General features: G+C 41.5%; 13 protein-coding genes. 6 read left to right on the top strand and 7 right to left on the bottom strand.

Features of this window, described 5'->3' with window-relative positions; all coding sequences use genetic code 11:
- The first annotated feature begins 13 nt into the window (after window positions 1–13).
- Genes FBD94_RS12095 through FBD94_RS12070 form a run of 6 tightly spaced genes read left to right on the top strand, consistent with a single transcriptional unit; the run spans window position 14 to window position 7,875 of the window.
- A complete protein-coding gene (locus FBD94_RS12095; RefSeq protein ID WP_136880372.1) occupies window positions 14–1,381 on the top strand; it encodes a RagB/SusD family nutrient uptake outer membrane protein in 1,368 nt (455 codons plus the stop codon).
- A gap of 9 nt (window positions 1,382–1,390) precedes the next feature.
- On the top strand, window positions 1,391–2,725 hold the full coding sequence (locus tag FBD94_RS12090) for a beta-carotene 15,15'-monooxygenase (protein WP_136880371.1): 1,335 nt from the start codon (window positions 1,391–1,393) through the stop codon (window positions 2,723–2,725).
- A 14-nt stretch (window positions 2,726–2,739) separates the two neighbouring features.
- The gene (locus tag FBD94_RS12085; RefSeq protein WP_136880370.1) at window positions 2,740–4,212 is read left to right on the top strand and encodes a hypothetical protein; all 1,473 of its coding nucleotides are present in this window, start codon (window positions 2,740–2,742) and stop codon (window positions 4,210–4,212) included.
- On the top strand, window positions 4,199–4,981 hold the full coding sequence (locus tag FBD94_RS12080) for a hypothetical protein (protein WP_235884450.1): 783 nt from the start codon (window positions 4,199–4,201) through the stop codon (window positions 4,979–4,981). The genes FBD94_RS12085 and FBD94_RS12080 overlap by 14 nt, the downstream gene beginning before the upstream one ends.
- Before the next feature lie 17 nt (window positions 4,982–4,998).
- Window positions 4,999–6,432, top strand: coding sequence for an MBL fold metallo-hydrolase (locus FBD94_RS12075; RefSeq protein ID WP_136880368.1), 1,434 nt, complete (start codon window positions 4,999–5,001; stop codon window positions 6,430–6,432).
- Between the two features lie 6 nt (window positions 6,433–6,438).
- Window positions 6,439–7,875: a phytoene desaturase family protein gene (locus FBD94_RS12070; RefSeq protein ID WP_131609821.1), complete on the top strand. Its 1,437-nt coding sequence runs from the start codon at window positions 6,439–6,441 to the stop codon at window positions 7,873–7,875.
- On the opposite strand, the gene FBD94_RS12065 is transcribed toward FBD94_RS12070, so the two are convergent.
- From FBD94_RS12065 to FBD94_RS12035, 7 genes are read right to left on the bottom strand one after another with little or no spacing between them, the layout of a single operon-like run.
- The gene (locus FBD94_RS12065) at window positions 7,856–8,938 is read right to left on the bottom strand and encodes a glycoside hydrolase family 76 protein (RefSeq protein ID WP_235884448.1); all 1,083 of its coding nucleotides are present in this window, start codon (window positions 8,936–8,938) and stop codon (window positions 7,856–7,858) included. The genes FBD94_RS12070 and FBD94_RS12065 overlap by 20 nt on opposite strands.
- A complete protein-coding gene (locus FBD94_RS12060) occupies window positions 8,938–10,353 on the bottom strand; it encodes a glycoside hydrolase family 125 protein (RefSeq protein WP_136880367.1) in 1,416 nt (471 codons plus the stop codon). Before FBD94_RS12060 ends, FBD94_RS12065 begins: the two co-directional genes overlap by 1 nt.
- A gap of 14 nt (window positions 10,354–10,367) precedes the next feature.
- The gene (locus FBD94_RS12055) at window positions 10,368–11,477 is read right to left on the bottom strand and encodes a glycoside hydrolase family 88/105 protein (RefSeq protein WP_136880366.1); all 1,110 of its coding nucleotides are present in this window, start codon (window positions 11,475–11,477) and stop codon (window positions 10,368–10,370) included.
- Window positions 11,478–11,497: 20 nt separating this feature from the next.
- Window positions 11,498–13,438, bottom strand: coding sequence for a glycoside hydrolase family 97 protein (locus FBD94_RS12050; RefSeq protein ID WP_136880365.1), 1,941 nt, complete (start codon window positions 13,436–13,438; stop codon window positions 11,498–11,500).
- A gap of 14 nt (window positions 13,439–13,452) precedes the next feature.
- Window positions 13,453–15,048, bottom strand: a complete 1,596-nt coding sequence (locus FBD94_RS12045; RefSeq protein ID WP_169472288.1) for a glycoside hydrolase family 28 protein — start codon at window positions 15,046–15,048, stop codon at window positions 13,453–13,455.
- A 13-nt stretch (window positions 15,049–15,061) separates the two neighbouring features.
- Window positions 15,062–16,753 carry a RagB/SusD family nutrient uptake outer membrane protein gene (locus FBD94_RS12040; RefSeq protein WP_136880363.1) on the bottom strand — a complete coding sequence of 564 codons (1,692 nt, stop codon included), beginning with the start codon at window positions 16,751–16,753 and terminating at the stop codon, window positions 15,062–15,064.
- 12 nt (window positions 16,754–16,765) lie between these two features.
- Window positions 16,766–20,167, bottom strand: coding sequence for a TonB-dependent receptor (locus FBD94_RS12035; RefSeq protein WP_136880362.1), 3,402 nt, complete (start codon window positions 20,165–20,167; stop codon window positions 16,766–16,768).
- Window positions 20,168–20,287: the final 120 nt, after the last annotated feature.

The following is a 20,287-nucleotide window of genomic DNA, read 5'->3' as shown; positions in this document are numbered from 1 at the left end:
ATCAATTAGCAACATGAAAAATAACATATTTCTATTCACATCACTAACCGCCCTTTCGTTACTCTTTGTATCATGCGGCAAATTTTTAGATGTTGAACCAAAAAAATCGACTTCCGACGAAGTTACTATAGTAGATGAAAACTCTGCCAAAACAGCTGTAAGGGGGATATACAACCAATTGCAATCCGATGGATATTATGGATATAGCTTCCAGATCCTGGGTTTCTTCTCTGGAGATAATATCCGATATACCGGCTCACAAACCGTCAATAACCAGTTAACCAACCATAATGTAAAATCTGACCTGGCTGTTTTAGCCACTTCCTGGACAGCTATATATAATACCATAAACAGGGCAAACAATGTGATTGCTAAAGTCCCTCAGCTGGCTACTACTGCAACTTTTACTCCAGCTATCAAAAATCAATTGATAGGTGAAGCCTATTTTATAAGGGCACTAGCTTATTTTGACTTGACAAGAACCTGGGGTGGCGTTCAGCTTATCCTTACGCCAACAACTTCGCCCAATGATCGTCCAAGCATCCAAAGGAGTAGCGTTACAGAAACGTATGCACAGGTATTGAAAGACCTGATCGCAGCCGAGGATCTCCTGCCAGAAACCACCAATAGAATAAGGGCCACTAAAAAAACCGTTTGGGCACTAAAAGCCAGGTTTTATCTTTATCAAAACAACTGGCCGGAAGCAGAGAAGTATGCAGGCAAAATTATTGATGACAAGACAAATTACACCCTGTTAAACCCGTACAAATCTTTCTTTGCCAATAATGCCTCTGCCACTTCAGAATCGGTATTTGAGCTTTACTACAATATCAATGTAACCAATACGCAAGCCTATAATTGGCAGCCTTCAGCCAAAGGTGGCGTGGGATGGATAAGGCCTACAGATAAAATAGCCGAATTATTAAGCGACCCTGCCATTGGTGGAGACAGGAAAGCATTGGTAGAAAAACAGGTAATTAACGGTGCCGACAACTGGTTTGGAAATCTATACTACCGCACCAACGGAACTGACCCTGCATTTTTAATCAGACTGGCAGAATTGTACCTGATCAGGGCCGAAGCAAGAGCACAGCAGGAAAATCCGGATGGTGCCCGGGATGACTTAAACGAAATCAGAAAAAGATCAAATGTGGGTATACTGACCACTGGTACTAAAGAGCAGGTACTCTTAGCCATTGAAAACGAAAACAGACTAGAATTTGCACTGGAAAACCATCGCTGGTATGACCTCATCAGAACAAACAGGGCAAAAGATGTACTAGGAATAGCAGATGCCAATAAATTGAGGCTACCTATTCCTTACTCACAGACTTTAATAGATCCCAATCTAGCTCCGAACCCTGGTTATTCATCTAATTAAAAGATTTTTATGAGTTCGCTAAAAGAAAACATCACCTGGACAAAGACCGAAATATTTTTATTCCGGCTGTCATTTGTATTTTTTATTGTTCTTTCTATCCCCTTCAATAAGCTGGTCTTTCATCATATTGGCACCAAAGTATGGAGTTTTCAAAGTTTCTACCAACTAGCGACTTTCCAAACTTCATTTATCCCAGAAAACCCTGTTGCAGGCATTAATTTATCGGGCTACTACAATTGGCTCATTGCCTTAATAATAGCACTGATCGCAACATTGATATGGCAAAAATTATCGCCTTCCAAAAAGGCATATCCACAGCTTTATTATTGGCTGCGTGTATTCCTACGTTACCGTTTAGCACTGGCTATCATTGCTACTGGCATTGTTAAATTATTCCCCATCCAGCTACCTTTGCCAACTTTGAGTGACCTCCATACGGCATATGGTGATTTTTTACCTTGGAAAGTATACTTTTTGAGCACATCAGTCTCATCGGCATATTATGTGGTCTCTTTGGGGCTACTAGAAATTGCAGCTGGCCTCTTATTGATATGCCATCGTACAGTAGCCATAGGCGCTGGTCTGGCCACTGCACTCTTGTTAAATATTGTTCTTGTAAATTTTGCTTATGGCATAGGAAATCAGGTGTACAGCTCATTTTTGCTGTTAATAGCGCTATTTATTCTTTCCTATGATTTACGCAGAATATTCAACCTTTTTTTTTTAGAGGTACAAAGTTTGGCGGATAATTTTGTCCCTAATTATCATCCCCTTATTAAAAAATACAGGAAGTATTTACAGCTGACTTTTCTACTTATTCTCTTTGTTTTTGGTCTGGCAACTTACTTCTCCTGGACCAGCACAAAATATCCTTACCCTGAAAATAAGGGCCTAGCAAACACCGAGGGGATTTACGATGTATCCAAGTTTGTTTTAAACAATGATACCATCCCCTACTCCTTAACCAGTCCAAACCGATGGCAAAATGTAGTATTTGAAAAATGGAACACCATAAGTATCCGAGACAATAAACCGGTGAAGATAGACAGCTTAAGACCTGAAATAACTTATCAGGCCAGTAAAGAACGGAATTTTGAAGAGCTGGGTAACGGTGGCCGTCATTTTTATAGCTATCAGACAGCAGCAGACAGCAACCAAATCATTCTGGAGAACAAAACGGATGTGACGGATGGATATACCTTCGCTTTAACAAGACAGGGTGATCAGGAAATAACCTTAAAAGGCTTCAATAAAACCGGGGATTCTTTATCGGTGGTATTAACACGCGTAGCAAAAACTTATTTACTGAAGGAAGGCCGCCGTAAACCAATTAAAATTTACTAATAACACATAAAAATATGGGTACTATTAAAAAATCAGAAGAAAATATAGTGCAGGACGAGATTTCGAACTGGAGCTCTTTTGAAAAAATAAGTTTCAGATTCGCATTTATTTTTATCGCCTTATTGGTTATTCCAGTCAAATTAAGCTGGTATAAAGAATTATTTCCAATAAAATCCTTGTACGACATCCTTTCAAAAATAGCCGGATACAGACCCAGCTTTATCGAGGTGGCGTCTGAGAGCGGAAAATGGGGACTTGCTTCATTCTCTACCTGGGGCGTTGCAGCTTTAATCGGTCTAGTAGGTGCCGCGGTATGGACGATTCTGGTACGGAACAAAAAAATTGCGAATTACAACGTACTGTATTACTGGTTAAGGGTAATTACCCGCTACCGCGTTGCAATTGGCATTATCGCTTTCGGGTATTTAAAACTTTACCCTATGCAAATGCCTTTTCCATCGATTACCAATCTGAATACCGAACTAGGGGATTATGCGCAATTTAAATTGTACTGGCAGGCTGTAGGCGTATCGCTATGGTACCAGATATTTCTGGGCTTACTGGAAATAGGAGCTGGCTTACTCATGTTCTTTAGGGCAACCACAGCATTGGGTGCCATTCTTAATGCGGGGGTACTATACAACATTGCACATGCCAACATTGCTTACGATGGCGGGGTGCATGTATATAGTGGATATTTCGTACTACTTTCGGCCTTTTTACTCGTTTATTATGCCCCAGCCATCTGGAAGCTTTTTATCAAGAAGGAAAATGTAAAGCCTAACTATTATTATCCCAAATTAAAAAGCACCGGGCAAAAACTGGCATTTTACGGTTCAAAATACCTTTTCATTTTTCTTTTTGTATTTGTATACGGTTATTACAGATATGATCTGCATTACAACAGTGCCCGGTTAAAGGAACCTGTTATACCCGGACTACCCAATGCAGAAGGAAATTATGAGGTGAGTTCTTTTGCTTTGAATGGTGATACCATCCCTTATACTCCTCAAGACTCCGTAAGATGGCATAGCGCCATTTTTGAACGTTATTCCACTCTAGCTTACAAAGTGCACAAAGCTTTTAAAATTGACATATCAAATGGTGTACCTCAACCCCAGGATATACTGAGGAAATATGAGCTGACTGGCAGGGCTGGTGGATGGCGCTACTTGTACTACGAGATTGATTCAGCAAATCATCAGATTTACCTGGTAGATAAAAACCAGGAATTCAGCAAAAAACTGTTCAAAGGGCAAAAAGATGTTGCCGTAGGTTTAAAAAAACTATATAAAACGGCCATACGTGATAGTATTGGTATTCTTAAATGGGATTATAAAAGACCGGTGAATGGCGAAATCATCATAGCTGGTTTAATCAACAAAAAGGATTCAGTCCATATCGTACTAAACAAATTCAAAAAAGACTATCCTATAGGTCAAGGATGGTACACCAAAAATAACTTATATACTTATGTCAGTAATTAATAGGATTAAGAAAATTTCAATGACAGCGATTGCTGTCCTGCTTGTAAATGGTTTAATGGCTGCTCCTACCAAGGTAACAGTAAGAGTAAAAGCTAAAGATGCCAAATTTATTGGTACAGGAATAGGCGGTGCATCTGTCCTCATCAAAAATAACTTGACCGGTCAGTTACTGGCAAATGGTATAACAACAGGTAGCTCTGGCGACACAAAACTGATCCTGCAAAGCTCCTTAGTTCGCGGTCAAAGATTAACGGATGAAAAAACAGCTAAATACGAAGCAATTATAGACATTAATGAACCAACCCTTGTAGACATTGAGGTGATTGCCCCTTTGAGCAGAAGGGGTGCTGCCATAAAAGGCAGTACCCAGGTCTGGCTAATTCCGGGAAAAGATATACTTGGCGAAGGCATTATTATTGATTTACCAGGATTAATACTGGATATATTAAGTCCTACCAGCCACCAGGCCATACAACTATCCTCCTTAAAACAGGATATCCTGGAATTTAAAATTAGCCTTACCATGTTATGTGGATGTGCAATTACTAAAGGTGGAGTATGGAATTCGGATGAATTTGAAGTAAAAGCAATTCTGAAAAAAGATGGAATAGAAACAGGAACGTATAGTTTGAAAAAGCTACATGAAAACAATCTATTTTCCGGAGAATTAAAAATTAAAGAAACAGGCAGTTACGAATTGGTGATTTACGCTTTCAATCCCAAAGATGGAAACGCGGGAGTTGATAAAATAGGTTTTGTGATCCAATAAGTTGACTAGAACTGACCATGAAAAGGAGAAGTTTCATTTTTAAGAGTGCCCAAGCCTTAGCATTAGGCTTTGTTGTACCTCAGCAATTGTTCGGAAATCGCCCTGCTGAGTCTGTAGGCTGGCACGTAGAACAATTTGCAGACAAGGGTTTAGCACAGTTTTCTTATGCTATATTATTTGATAACAAAATACTGCTGATAGACCCGGCAAGGGATGCAACACCATTTTACGAATATGCTAAAAAGAACCATGCAGAAATTGTTGGCGTAATGGAAACACACCCACATGCTGATTTTGTAAGCTCGCACGCAGAAATCCAACGAAACAAAGGTGTTCCAATATATCTTAGCCGAAAGGTAGGCGCTACATTTAAACATCATCCTTTGGATGCAAATGATCGCATTCCATTAAATCAGGATCTTTATCTAAAAGTATTGGATACTCCTGGACATTCGCCAGATAGTATTTCATTGGTTTTAGTCGACAAAGGTAAAGACCTTTTGGTTTTTTCTGGTGATGCTTTATTATTTGGAGATGTTGGCCGGCCAGATTTAAGGGAATATAAAGCAGGTAAAGAGACAGAGCGCATTGCCCTGGCAAAAGCCATGTACCATACCGTACATCATAAATTTGCCAAACTGGATGACCAGGTCGTCCTTTACCCTGCACATGGAGCAGGTTCTTTATGTGGGAGCAACATCAGAGACGTAAGTTCCAGTACGATTGGTTATGAAAGACAGCACAACTATGCCTTCAAAAATTACTCGGAATCCGAATTTGTGGCACTTTTACTGAAAGACTTGCCCTTTATACCCAAATATTTCCCTTATGACGTGGAGTTAAACAAAAAGGGCGCTGCTGATTTGCAGCGTAGTCTACTAGGAATCCAGTTGCTTCCTGAAAACTTCGAGACCGAAACCGATGCGATAATTGTCGATGGCAGATCTACTACCCTATTTAAAACTTCATTCCTTGAAAAAGCCATTCACATTCCCGACGGTTTAAAGTTTGAAACATGGTTGGGAACGATTATTCCACCATCACAAAAATTCTACCTTGTTGCTGAAAACAGCCAGCAATTAAATGCTTTGATTTATAAGGTAGCTAAAATTGGATACGAGGGAGCCATAAAGGGGGGCTTTGTATTCGATAAAAAGAAACAAGCACCAACAATAGTTGATAAAGAGAAGTTTGATGAGTATAAAAATGATTACTATATTTTAGATGTTAGGGAAACCAAAGAATTTAAAATCCATAAAATATTTGAAGAATCTGTAAACATACCTTTATCAGAATTATCAAACAGATGGAAAGAAATACCCTCTAATAAACCGATAGTTGTACATTGTGCTTCCGGATACAGATCTGCAATAGCAAGCAGCCTGTTGCGGCATAACCTGGAAGGGGTATTAATTTTAGATTTGGGCGAAGAAATACAAACCTATAAATAAGAAGGTATGACTAAAAAGGATTATGATGCAATTGTAGTTGGTTCTGGCCCTAATGGTCTTGCCGCTGCCATTACCATGCAGCGCGCTGGTCTCTCCGTATTATTGATAGAGGGAAAAGAAACCATTGGCGGTGGAATGAGAACCCAGGAGCTAACCCTTCCGGGCTTCAAACACGACGTCTGTTCGGCCATTCACCCAATGGCTATGGCATCGCCTTTTTTTGCAGATTTACCTTTGGATAAATACGGATTAACCTTTATACAGGCTCCCTTGTCTGCTGCCCATCCTTTTGATGATGGCAGCGCTGCTTTTTTATCGGGATCAATGGAAGAAACAGCCTCAGCTTTAGGTCTGGACAAGGATACTTATTTAAAACTGATCAGGCCAGTGGTAAACAACTGGAAAGAAATTGCAGCGGATACCATGGGCCCACTAGGCATTCCTGCTCAGCCCCTTTTGCTAGCACAATTTGGACTAAATGCAGTAAGATCCGCAGACGCAATTGCAGCAAAATTTATTACAAAAGAAGCCAAAGGTTTATGGGCTGGCATGTCTGCACATGCGATACAACCGCTAAGCAACTGGACTTCGGCAGCGATTGGCCTGGTATTGTCCGCCGTGGGACATAAGTATGGCTGGCCAATCCCTAAAGGTGGGTCTCAGTCTATCGCCAATGCCCTGGCTGCCTATTTTGGTGATCTCGGCGGAAAAATAGAAACAGGACGAATGGTAAAATCTGTAAAAGAGCTGCCCTCCCATAAAGTGGTATTATTTGACCTGACACCGAAACAACTTTTACAAATAGCTGGGGACGAATTATCTGCATTTTACAAATGGCAATTGAGCAGATACAAACAAGGTATGGGGGTTTTTAAGGTAGACTGGGCACTGAATGGACCTGCACCTTTTACCGCAGCGGCCTGCAGCAAGGCGGCAACTGTACACCTGGGCAATACCTATGCAGAAATCGCAGATTCCGAGCAACGAACTTCGGTGGGCGGGCATCCCGACAAACCTTTTGTATTATTTGCACAGCCAAGTGTTTTTGATGACACAAGGGCGCCACTGGGAAAACACACCGCCTGGGCTTATTGCCATGTACCAAATGGCTCTGAGAAAGATATGACTGCTGCCATAGAAAATCAGGTAGAACGATTTGCACCCGGTTTTAAAACACTTATACTCGCCAAAAACACGATGAATACCAGACAAATGGAAGCCCATAATCCCAACTATATCGGTGGCGACATTAATGGTGGGATTATGGACATTACACAATTGTATACCCGCCCTGCATTGCGGGTATCTCCATATAGAACTTCTTCTAAAAGTATTTATATCTGCTCGTCATCTACTCCCCCCGGGCCTGGTGTACATGGTATGTGTGGCTTTCATGCAGCAAAAACAGCACTTAAAGATATATTTAAAATAGAGGTGACCTAAGTAGCGCAAGCCTCGCGTAAATTTCTATCATCGCCGCCTGATCGATCAATGATTTATGTTTACCAAGCATATCCTTTCCATCGCGTTCATCCCGCCAAACCCGCTCGGCATCCTTAATGAAAAAATCTATCCATGCGCTATTCTTATCTATAGCATATAAGGCAAGATATCCTCTTAACATCACCGCATTAAACCAGTAATGCCCTGGCAAACGCTCATTTTTATAAAAATGAGCCCTACTCGCAGCAGCTAACCGCTGCGCTTTTAAAAGATATTGCTGCTCAGCAGTAATGGAATACAACAGTACATTAGACTGTAACATGGTGCCTACATTATAAGTATAAAAGGCCTTATCAATTTTACCCGAAGGTATTTTTATTGCATCATAGAACAAACCCTCCGGAGATTCCAGTTTGCGGTATGTCCAATTGTAGATATCCAGCGCCGCTGTTAGATATTGTTGATCTTTAGTTACTTTATACAATTCAAGCGCCACTAAAATCCCGGGGCCATTTGAGCAGGTATTCTTTGTAGTCGGGTCTCCTTCTTTCCAGTATAAACCACCACCAGCTGCTGTATCCAAGCCCTTCATCATAAATTGATAGATCATTTTGGAATCCTGAAGATATTTCAGATTTTTTGTCCGTTTATAAGCATCCAGATAGGCAATGGCAATCCATTGATTATCATCGTAAAACTTTCCGCTCAATCGCTCCGAGGTCACATAATCCTGATAAGCTGGAGGCTGTTTTGAATTGTAATACTGGTCTATTGCCTTCACAACAGGTGCCATATGTTTTTTACCCGGCTCCAGTGTTTCCTGTTCATTCGCAGCCTGGATTAAGGCACACAAGGGCCATAACCAGGAATACTTATTTTCCTTCCGAACACTATCGGTGGTTTCAAAATACAAACCTGTTTTGTTGTCTTTCAAATAAAGATCTATATTCCTGTTCAACGTTTTGATCCGTTCTCCGTAAGGAATAGATTGAGCATGCAGGTTTAAACCAATGAACATCATCATTAAAAAACCGCAGCAAGAACTGTAAAATACTTTCGTCATTATACGAGTAAATGAGGTTTTTCCTTATACGTTTTCCATAAAAATTCGCCGAAGATAGTATTCGCCCAAGCAAACCAGGATCTACTGAATTTAGAAGGGTCGTCCATACCGAACGACTCATGCATAAAGCCTGTACCTGCATGGCTTTTTTGCAGCATCTGAATACAAGATTTAATCTCCGCATCATTCGTACTGGTCAGGCCCTGGATCACGAGGGCAATCGGCCATATTTTGTCTATACCTGTGTGTGGACTACCTACCCCTTTTGCGGCCTTGCCCTGAAAGTAAAACGGGTTCTCGGCAGAAAGGATCAACTTACGGGTATTAAGATATATAGGATCATTAGGTTTTACGGCATCCAGATAAGGTAATGCTAGTAAACTCGGCACATTAGCATCATCCATCAGGTTAAAACTACCATATCCATTCACCTCAAAAGCATAAACTTTACCAAATTGAGGATGAGTTACCACAGCATATTTTTGCAGGGCAGCATCTACCTCTGCGGCCAGCGCCTTACATTCAGCAGCGAGCACGGTATCCTTTTGTACTACCTGTAAAATTTCAGCAGCCTGTTTTAAACTTACAACTGCAAAGAAATTTGAAGGGATGAGGAAATTATAAATGGTCGCATCATCACTTGGTCTGAATGCTGAGCAGATTAAACCAACTGGTTTTACAGGGTAGCCGTAACCGCTTAGCGGGGTAGTATCTGTAGCAAACATAGTTTCACGTTGGAAGCTATAAGGCCCTTGCCCATTCTTTCTTTGCTGTTCCTTAAATGTTTTCACGATCAAAGCGATGGCAGCTTTCCAGGTAGCATCAAAAGGTGAGGTATCACCAGTCAGCTTCCAGTAATGATAACTCAAGCGGATTGGGTAACATAAAGAGTCTATCTCCCATTTACGTTCGTGTATCCCCGGCTTCATATCCGTATGATCTGTTTTCCACTCTCCTACCTTATTAGGATCTCCATAAAAGGCATTTGCGTAAGGATCTTTAAGGATACATTTCACTTGGTGATTGATTACACCGGCAATAAGATCATGAAGCTTTTTATCTGTTTTTACCAATGGCAAGTATGGTGTGACCTGGGCCGTACTATCGCGAAGCCACATGGCATCGATGTCCCCCGTAATCACATACGTATCAGGTCTGCCATTAGTTTCAGTATAGGTTACTGTAGTATCCAAGGTATTTGGGAAACAGTTTTCAAACAGCCAGCCTAGCTCCTTGTTCTTTACATTCTTCTGGAATTCTGTTATCGCACTTTCAACAGCTTTACTTTTAAAGTTTCTTTTTGATTCAGCAATTCTAACAACTGGAAATTCAGGTGCAGCGGCAAATGACACTTTATCAGCCATTAACCCTGCGGCCAAAAGGCCGGTATTCTGTAAAAAAATTCTTCTTTTCATATTTGGTTATAATTTTATTGAAGCAAGGCAAAAACACTCCACAATACGGGTGCCTGCCCATGCATATCTCCGGTAATTCTCTTTCTATCCAGGTAAAACTGCCTGCTGTTTTCTTTATTGGTACCCTGGCAAACTTCTCTCACATCGCCATTCGCTTCTATGTATTTTGTGAGGGCGATCCATCCTTTTCGGGCTACGGGGGCATATTCCTTTGCATCTAACCATCCCTTTTTTACTCCCGTAATCATGGCGAATGTAAACATACCTGTGCCCGACGTTTCTGGCCAGGAACCTGCATCATCCACCAATTGCAGCCACATTCCTTCTTTTGTTTGATACTGTTTTAAACTGCTCATCATGGTTTGATAAGCTTTTAAAATTCTAGGGCGGTCTTTATTGTCCGCAGGTAAGGAGATCAGCAGCTCGGTCATTCCCGCAGCCATCCATCCATTTCCCCTTCCCCAGAAAAAGGGTACATCTGCCGCGTGAAAAAACAAGCCATTAGGACGCTGGATAGCATCCAGATAAACCACCATTTCAGCGGCGGCTCTGTCTATGTACTTTCTATCGCCAGTAGCCCTGTATGCCTGAGCCTGAATATTGTTGATCATATACATATCATCAATCCACATTCTGGTTTGCCAGGTTAGTCCCTTATCTAGTAAAGCTTGATATTCAGGTTTTGCATTTTTAGGCATGGTCCATTGCTGATCGGCAAACCATTTACCCATATCCAGATAAAGCGGATTTTTAGTCTGCATAAACAGTTCCAGCGGCAATGACCCAAATATATTAGGATCCACATGATCCGGTTTCGGCTGCAGATTTTTCTTTTCATACAACAAAGGCCTGAACCTTAAGTCCAGTTTGTTCAGCAAGTCTGGATTTTTAGTTATTGCAGCAAATTTTAAAGCTCCGTACCAGGTGCATACCTCTGCATAAGTAATAGAACCGGGAGGGCCAGGCATGCCGAAATTGGTATGCGGTGTTTCAAGAAAATGCCAAGCCAGCAGGTTCCCAATCTCTTTGGGATCGCTGCCCTTAGGCCAATTTTTGAATTCCTTTATTTGCGCCGTTGCACCTATAAAACCGAGCATGGCAAACAATATAAGATATCTTTTCATCTGATCAAACTGTTTATGTATTAACGTTTAATTAATCTGGCCACATAGCCCCCGCCCGAAGCCAACTTGATCCGCAATGGCGTATTCCGATTAACTTTAAGTGTTTCCATTTTAAAATCTTTGGCATTTTTATCGGCATTGATTCCATCTTTCCACACCTGCATTTCATACTCCCCTTCCGATAAAAAAGAAAGCGACAGCTCAAAATCTCTTCCTGTCCAGTCGGTCATAGCTCCTAAATACCAGTCGCCATTTGCCGCCTGCCTGGCCATCGTCACGTATTCCCCTACCTTTCCGTTCAGCGCTACTGTTTTCGCCCATACAGCTGGAACCGCTTTGATGAATTCCATAGACTGAGGCTCTTTAAGGTAGTGCGTAGGAATGTCGCACAACATCTGCAAAGGACTCTCGTAAATCACATACATGGCCATCTGGTTGCAGCGGGTACCTAAGGTCATTGGTTCTGAGGGAGCGGCTGCCCATTCTTTTTTGTGCACATTACGCATCCCGCCTGGAGTAAAGTCCATTGGCCCCGCTGCCATCCGTGTAAAAGGAAGCGTAGCCGTATGACTTGGCGTTATAGATCCGGCAAACTTGCTGATCTCATTGCCTAACACTCCTTCGGAAGTCATGATGTTCGGATAAGTACGCAGCCAGCCTGTCGGCTTATAGGCACCATGAAAGTCGACCAACAGTTTTCTCTTTGCAGCTGCGATTGCAACTTTCTCATAATAGTTTACCATTTCCTGGTCATCGCGCTGCATGAAATCTACCTTGATCCCCTTGATGCCCCATTTCTGAAATTGGTCAAGCGCCATATCCAGTTGTTTGTCCAACACCAGCCAGCTAGACCATAACAACAGGTCTACGTTTTTACTTTTTGCGTATACTGCAAGCTCAGCTACATCGATACCAGGCGCTTGTTTCATCAGGTCACGAGTATCGCACCAGCCCTCATCTAGCAAAACGTACTCAATTCCGTATTTTGAAGCTACGTCGATATAATATTTATAGGTATCATTATTGATTCCGGCTTTAAAATCTACTTCATAAACATTGTTATAATGCCACCAGTCCCACTGTACTTTACCTGGTTTTACCCAGCTAAAATCACCTGTAGAAGGTCTGCCTAACAGATAAGGCATTTGATTTACGAGAATGTCTTTATCTTCTCTTGCTACCATGATCACTCTCCACGGGAAATTCTGCTCAGCATTGGCTTTGGCCAGATAATCTTCCCGCTGCTTCACCTGTTCATCACGATCGCTAGTGATCGCTTTTACTTTAGGATAAGCTGGGAACACACCACGTACACCACCTTTTCCTGTTCCCCTTAACCACATCCCGGCATAGTTAAACAGGTCTGATTCGGTAAGCAGCAGCTTTACATCTCCTACCTGGAACAAAGCCGGCAAACTGGCCAGTTTCTTGTCGTCTAACTGATTCAGGGTATAATTTTTATATTCACGTTCATTGTGTGAAAAGAACTGCTCTTCCTGCGGATACCAAGCTTTGCCGGAACCTTTAAAATTAAACTTTGCGGTTTCAGATCTTACTAAAAAATCTCCTTTGATTTTACTCAACCATCTCCAGGATACCCCGTTATCAAAAGCTTTCCACTCCAGGGCAAGTCCGTTGTTAAAATCAAGGCGCAACTGGTTATAAACATCCGCTACATCCTTACTCTTTTGCCAAACTACCGGATGTAATACATCATTGTGCTTAACTCTACTGGTTTTGGCAACTTTCCATTTGCTTTTGCCATCCACATCTAAAGCGATGGCAGAAGCTGAAATGAGATCTTTCTGGTCTACTTTTACCGTATAATATACACTATCTGCTATAGAAAGTGTGACTTCAATTTTATGATCTGGCGAATATAGAACATGTTTTTGCTGTGCCTGTATGCCTGTAGCATACAAGAACAGTAGTGACAGAATAAGTATTTTAATAAATTTCATATGTGTGTTGAGTTTTATTTTTTGATTTGAATCTGGTTGGTATAGCTAGTATCGGTCATTTTTATTTGCTGTAAAGTACTTGCGGCAGCTGCCATTCCTGGCATCACAATGTTTTTAAACTTCAAATTTGAAACAGGTGTTGTGGCACTTACGCCTTTGATCTTACCAGGCGATTTACCCTCGTTTCTAACAAGTACATTTTTAACAAGGACATTATCGATTGGCCCGCTTCCTTTTTTATCGCCATTCTGCATAAAGAAGATGGCCCAGGTACGATGGTCATCGTTCTGATAGGACAATCGTTCTATGTCTATCCCATCAAACAATACATTTCTTACGGATGCCGTTCCCCATTTATGGTGGATGCCAATGCCTACTGCGGCATCATAAACTACGCAATCCTTAAACGTGATATTCCGCTGGTCCTGCATTACCCCCTGCCCGATCTTGTAACCGTAGCAGTAAGTCCAGGAAATACAATCTTCAAATCGTACTCCGTCCTGAACCATAGGTTTTCCAGGCCAATTGCGACATAAATCGGTATTCTGCGTCCAGGTCTTTGTTGAGAAAGGATCATCGAGCGCAATGCCAATGGCATGTTTTACCGATACATTTTGCGACTCTATGACATCAATACCGTCATTTTCGCCCATATCAAAACGGTTGAATAGCTTAAAGTTTTGAAATATCAGGTTTTTAGAGCGAGTGGGAATGATCGCCCAGGCTCCTGATTCCCTAATTATCGGCCCATTAAGTTCAAACTTTTCGGTATGCATAATGGCCAAAATATGGGCTCCAAGGTTGTTTTTTTCTGTTGAGTACTTTCCATTCCCATCCAGTGTTCCCCGTCCGTATATCTTGATGTCGTGTGCGCCACTATCTGTAGCAATCCACCAGGTAATATTTCTGTTTTGTGAAGCCTTGCGGGCGCTGATCTTAAAGTCCTTCTCCTCTCCGCTGAATAATAACACCGCCCCACCTTCCAGATAAAGACTCATATTACTTTTCAGTTTTAAGTTTCTGACCGGATAAACCCCCGCCGGAACATAAACAATACCTTTACCGCCCTTATAAGCCGCAGCGTCATCGATGGCTTTTTGAATAGCCCCGGTCGCCAGTTCTGTAGGCGAGCTAACCGCAGCATAGGGCTGCGTGCTAATGTTAAAAATCCCTTTTCCGGAAGAAGACGGTTTATCAGTTTCCTCCCCATCTGCAGCAATAACCAATTCCCTGAACTGATTGATTTTAACGATAAGGTATTCGTCCTTATGAAGTGTAAACCTAAGCGTACTACCAGTCTGTATGCCTGCGATGGATAATTTTTTAGGACTGATGTTGTATGCAGATACTTGATCTCCATTTTTTAGACTAATCGTAAATTCTGCTTTTCCCTTGCTCATAGAAAGTTGGGCATAATCGTACTTATCATTGTAGCCAACAACAGGTATGGTCAGTCCGTTCACCTGCAACTCAAAAAAAGAGGAGGCTTTGTAAATTGAAGGCAAGGGATAGCTAAAGATTTTCGCTGCACCCGGAGGTACAGCGAAGATTTGAAAAGAGGTCATCAGGGTAAGTAACACCGTAAAAATTCTGAGCATATTAAAATTCATAATCCTGTCTTTTTTACCACTTGTCATTTTGAGGATAAGGCGTTCCGGTTGTCACTGCATTGATCTGAGAAAGCGGGATCGGCCTTAGCACATGAAAATTCTGGATGTTTTTATTCGCTTCATAGTCGTCATAAGCCTTTACCCTTTCGATCAGTTTACCGGTTCTTACCAGGTCAAACCACCGGGTATTTTCGGCGCATAGCTCCCTTGTCCGTTCGTCAAGAATAAAATCAATATTCACTACCGCCGAGCTAACTTCCATCTGTGTTTGTTTGCCTGCTGCTGCAGCTCTTCTGCGCACATCGTTAATATAGCCCACCGCTACATCTGGCTGTTGCAGCTTAAATGCAGCTTCGGCAGCAATCAGATAAGTTTCGGCTAAACGGAAAACGATGATCGGTCGGTGCGAATCTTCATTAGGCACTAAACGATTGGGATCCAAGTATTTAGTCATAGTTGGGAATATCCTGTTGTTCGTATAGTTTTCAGGAGTAAACACATAGTACTTCTTGGCCCTGATTTCTTCAATGGTCATGTTATACCCTGGATATACCATTGCGGTATCCCCAACATTAACCTTAGGAAGGTTCACGTTATAGGTGGTTCCATTTACTTTTACAGCATAAGTGCCCGAGCCAGTCTGATTGAGCGCTTTAGTTGCTTTCCATACCGACTGGAATGTTTTGTAATAGCGGCTATCGTTAACTTTATCTGCAAATGCGGTCTCATAGACCCATTTCGTTGCCCTGAACCACGCAAAAGATCTTCCGTCATTTAGATTACGTTCGCCCAGATAAGCGTCATATGGAGCAACATACAAATGGTTCCAGGTATGAGCACCTCCAAAAGTCAGATCGCGGGAATACTGAACATTAAACAATACTTCCTGTTTATTCTCATTCCCCGGTTTAAACACATCCGCAAAATCAGGCATTAAGCCTATAGCTAAAGCCCCTTTCTGATCGATCAGTCCTTTTGCCATATCAAACGCATCCTTAAAGTCGGTTGGTACCGCTGCGCTCGAATATCCACGGGTTAAGTAAACCTTAGCCAATAGATGTTTCGCCGCCGCAACAGAAGCCCGTCCGCTTTGTAAAGCGTTTAACTGTGGACTAGGTGAAAGATCTGTAATACAAGTATTAAGATCTGAGATGATAAAATTGTATACATCAACTTTACTGTCCCTGGTAGCAGCTGTTTGCGGACTATTGGAAAAGTTCTTATTTAAAGTTACATCACCAAATAGTTGTACCAAAGTAAAGTAGTAAAAGGCGCGTAAAAACTTCGCTTCAGCAATTTTCTGCTTTTTTACAGTCTCCGTAACTCCAGTTAAATTTGCGCCAAAATCAACGAGCCCATTGCAGGTATTGATCCATTTATAGCAATTGTCCCAGGTGTTAGCAGAAAACTCATTCCCAGAATTGTAAGAAGTGTTATAATCGGCCACATTGGTGGTACGGTTTCCATTGGCGATTCTAAATTCATCGGTACCGATGTTGGTAAAAGCTTCCAGTCCTTGCTCAGGACCATACAAGGTACGCAAGCCGCCATAAGCAGCATTAAGTCCACTTTCAATTCCTTGTGGAGTGGAGAAAAAATCCTCTGTTAATTTGGAATGATTTTCTTCGATCAGTTCCTTTTTGCAGCCCGCAAAAATTATTACGGCTATTAACAGAACTGATAGCGTGTATATTGTCTTTTTCATGATTAATCTTTATTAAAATGAAACATTAAGACCAAACAACATTGACCACAGGGATGGTGTAATCTCGTTTATTCCCGAATTGGTTTCCGGATCCAGTCCTTTCGCATCCCTCATATAAGGAGAGAAAAATGTAAATGGATTAGATGCCGTTGTATAAATTCTTGCCGATCTGGCACCAACAGATTTCAATACTTTCGCAGGTAGGGTATAGCCCAATGTTACTGTCCTTATTTTTAAATACGATGCATCAAATAGATCCAGCGTTGATTTGTAGACTGGGTTTTGCAAAGTGGAATTAGGTTTAGGCCAGTAATTAACAGGATTATCCGGCGTCCAGTAATCAACATCCAGATTGTTATAACCAGCCTGAAAAGTATTTGCCCAGCCACCGTGGATACCTGATTTTAATTTTCCGCCGTATTTGAAATAGGCGACAAAAGAGAAATCAAAATTCTTATAGGTGAACCTGTTCGTCATCCCACCTTCCAGTTTTGGTTGTCTGGAACCTAAAATCTCCCGATCGTCAGCAGTAATCTTATTATCCCCATTTATATCCGCCACCTTTACCGTTCCCACCAGTGAGTTTGGACCGGTAAGATAAGCAGTCTGATTAGCCACAATACCATACTTGATAGCCAGTGCAATATCCTCAGGTGAGTTTTGCCATAAACCTACACGCTTGTAATCAAAATACACACCACTTGGCGAACCTACAAACCAGGAATTGGCCAGGTCCTTTGTTACTCCTGAAGCCAGTTTTGTGATTTTATTTCTATTAAAGAACACATTAAGATCTGTAGTCCACTTAAAGCTGTTTTGATCGGCTCCTTCGAAATTAATTGTACTCAGGTTAAACTCCATACCACTATTTTCGGTATTTCCGATATTGTTCCTGATCTTACTGTAGCCAGATGTTCTTGGCAAAGTCTGATAAAGTAAGATATCGCTGGTTTTCTGCTGATAATACTCCACTGAACCCGTGATCCTATTGTTAAAAAGACCATAATCCAGACCGAAATTCAGTGTACTGGTATATTCCCAGCCAAGCGTGATATTTGCGGGCGCATCTGGATTCGGATAAGTCCCCTGTACATTGGTCCCCCCATAGTTATAATAGATACCTGTTAAACCACCAATAGTTTCATAGGCGCCAATCGACTGGTTACCGATCCTTCCGTAGCTACCACGCAGTTTAAATGCGGATATGGTTTTATTGTTTTCCAGGAACTGCTCATTTTTAATGTTCCATCCTACAGCAGCTGAAGGAAAAGAATGCCATTTGTTACCAGCTGCAAGTCGCGAAGAACCATCGGCACGTAATGTTGCCGTTAAAAGGTACTTATTTTTATAGGTATAATTTAAACGCCCCATGTAAGACAATATAGAAGCCTTGTTAAAGTCCCCACTACTGGTTACACTAGAAGCATACTTTGGATTGTAATATTGAATATAATCAGCAAGCACATCGCGATAGCTCACATCGTTTGCCTCAGTACGTGTTTTTTGCAAACTGAATAAGCCTGTAAAATTCAGGGCATGATCTTCAGCAATTGTTTTATCATAGGTAAGAATATTCTCTATAGTGTAATTATAACCAGTAGCAGATCTATTGTAACCATAATTCGGGGTTCCCAACTGCTTGGTCGTATTACTTCCATAAAATTTACCCTGTGTTTCTGGGCTAAGTTCTATCCCCGTATTTAGCTTGTATTTAAAACCATGTGTAAGGTCGGCCTCAAGATAGGCCGTAGTGAAAGTATTTAAACGCTTCACATCGTCTAACACATTGCCGGGTTTGAAATCAGCAAGCGGGTTCCATACATTCATGTTACTTCCAGGCAAAAAGGTAGACAGTGTGCCATCAGGAAGATAAGGAGTAGAAAATGGACTGGCCTGCAAAAACTGGCTCACGGGGTTAAAATTAATCCCTTTAGTCAGATTATAACTATTCAAAGAGCTGAGTCCTACCTTAATGTATTTCCCAAGTTTATGATCTATGCTCAGTTTAACACTGTAACGATCCATTCCCTGTCCCGGATAAATCCCACCTGAGGTATAATAGCCTATAGATACATCATATTGTGTTACCTCTGTACCTCCCGAAATACCTACCTGTTGATTGGTTAACAATGCAGTTTTGTATAATAGGTCCTGCCAGTTTGTATTGGTGCCGGCCTTATATAAATTATATTCTGTTTTATCCGAAAAAATTGTTTTTGTAGGTTCATCTGATATTAAAGCGGGATCGTTAATTCCGGTATAAGTGTTGGGAGCTGAACCATTGATCCTTGCCCATTTCCTGAACAACAAGAATTGTTCTGCATCCATTACATCATAATCACCTAAAGTCTTGTTAAAACCTGCATAACCACTATAGCTTATTACGGGTTTGCCATTTTTCCCTCTTCTTGTACTAATCAGGATCACGCCATTGGCACCCCTTGATCCGTAAATTGCGGTGGCGGAAGCATCTTTTAAGATGGTTGCCCCAACCACGTCATCCTGACTGATGTCGTTCAGGTTTCCATTAAAAGGTATCCCGTCCAAAATGATCAAAGGATCATTTCCAGCGCCTAAAGATCTTTCGCCCCTTATCCTGATAGAGGGAGGTGCTCCGGGATGACTGTTACCACCAGATTTCAGAACAGACAAACCTGGGGCGCTGCCTTGTAATGCAGCGGCTACATTTCCTGATGGAATTTCCTTAATCCTCTTTTCATCTACAGTGGATATGGAGCCGGTTAAATCTGATTTTTTGCGGGTACCATAACCAACAACAACCAGTTCCGCCAATTCCTGTTCGCTCTGTTTTAACGAAATATTTACCGTAGATCTGCCTTGCACAGCCACTTCCTGATTGATAAAACCTACGTAAGAGATCACCAATACCGCATTTTCATTAGTCTTGATCGAAAAAACACCTTCGGCATTTGTAGTGGCAGCCTGATTTGTTCCTTTAACTTTTATACTTGCTCCTGGAATCCCTACCCCTTTATCATCTGTTACCTTTCCAGAAACAACAATCTCTTGTTGCTGCAATTGCTCTGCCGCAGTATAAGCGCGCAATACAATCATGTTTTTATTAACAGAGTAAGTAAAAGGCTGCCCTTCAAAGCATTGCTTTAGCACCTCCATCAATGGAGCATCAGTCACCGTGAGGCTTATGGTTTGGGCCTTCCTGATCAGCTCATCATTATAGTAAAAGTTGTAATTGGTTTGCTTATTTAAAGATTCAAAAACCTTCTGCATCGAAGCATTTTTTACATTCAACGTTACACGCTGCGCGAATGATGCAGCCTTCCCCTGGAATATGATCACCAGCAAAAACAGACAGATAAATTTCATGGTCAGTAGAAATTTAAAACGCAGGGGACCAGTAGCACCCCATACGGTTGTGTGAAATAATTTATACATTTGGTTAGTAAGTTTTTAGTACTTGTTTGAAGAATAAGTTGATAATCTTGCTAAAGGCTTTCAAAAGCCGTAAAAGATCCGGAGGGCTCAATCTTCGGGTCTTTTTTTTAGCACATTGTG

The organism is Pedobacter hiemivivus (genome assembly GCF_005144565.1).
In the GTDB taxonomy this organism is placed as follows: domain Bacteria; phylum Bacteroidota; class Bacteroidia; order Sphingobacteriales; family Sphingobacteriaceae; genus Pedobacter; species Pedobacter hiemivivus.
This window is presented reverse-complemented; position numbering and strand designations above follow the sequence as displayed.

Coding starts and splice junctions, on each gene's coding strand:
- FBD94_RS12090 (WP_136880371.1), top strand. CDS start 1,391: ATGAGTTCGCTAAAAGAAAACATCACCTGGACAAAGACCGAAATATTT.
- FBD94_RS12055 (WP_136880366.1), bottom strand. CDS start 11,477: ATGAAAAGATATCTTATATTGTTTGCCATGCTCGGTTTTATAGGTGCA.
- FBD94_RS12095 (WP_136880372.1), top strand. CDS start 14: ATGAAAAATAACATATTTCTATTCACATCACTAACCGCCCTTTCGTTA.
- FBD94_RS12080 (WP_235884450.1), top strand. CDS start 4,199: ATGTCAGTAATTAATAGGATTAAGAAAATTTCAATGACAGCGATTGCT.
- FBD94_RS12035 (WP_136880362.1), bottom strand. CDS start 20,167: ATGTATAAATTATTTCACACAACCGTATGGGGTGCTACTGGTCCCCTG.
- FBD94_RS12045 (WP_169472288.1), bottom strand. CDS start 15,048: ATGAATTTTAATATGCTCAGAATTTTTACGGTGTTACTTACCCTGATG.
- FBD94_RS12075 (WP_136880368.1), top strand. CDS start 4,999: ATGAAAAGGAGAAGTTTCATTTTTAAGAGTGCCCAAGCCTTAGCATTA.
- FBD94_RS12050 (WP_136880365.1), bottom strand. CDS start 13,438: ATGAAATTTATTAAAATACTTATTCTGTCACTACTGTTCTTGTATGCT.
- FBD94_RS12070 (WP_131609821.1), top strand. CDS start 6,439: ATGACTAAAAAGGATTATGATGCAATTGTAGTTGGTTCTGGCCCTAAT.
- FBD94_RS12085 (WP_136880370.1), top strand. CDS start 2,740: ATGGGTACTATTAAAAAATCAGAAGAAAATATAGTGCAGGACGAGATT.
- FBD94_RS12040 (WP_136880363.1), bottom strand. CDS start 16,753: ATGAAAAAGACAATATACACGCTATCAGTTCTGTTAATAGCCGTAATA.
- FBD94_RS12060 (WP_136880367.1), bottom strand. CDS start 10,353: ATGAAAAGAAGAATTTTTTTACAGAATACCGGCCTTTTGGCCGCAGGG.
- FBD94_RS12065 (WP_235884448.1), bottom strand. CDS start 8,938: ATGACGAAAGTATTTTACAGTTCTTGCTGCGGTTTTTTAATGATGATG.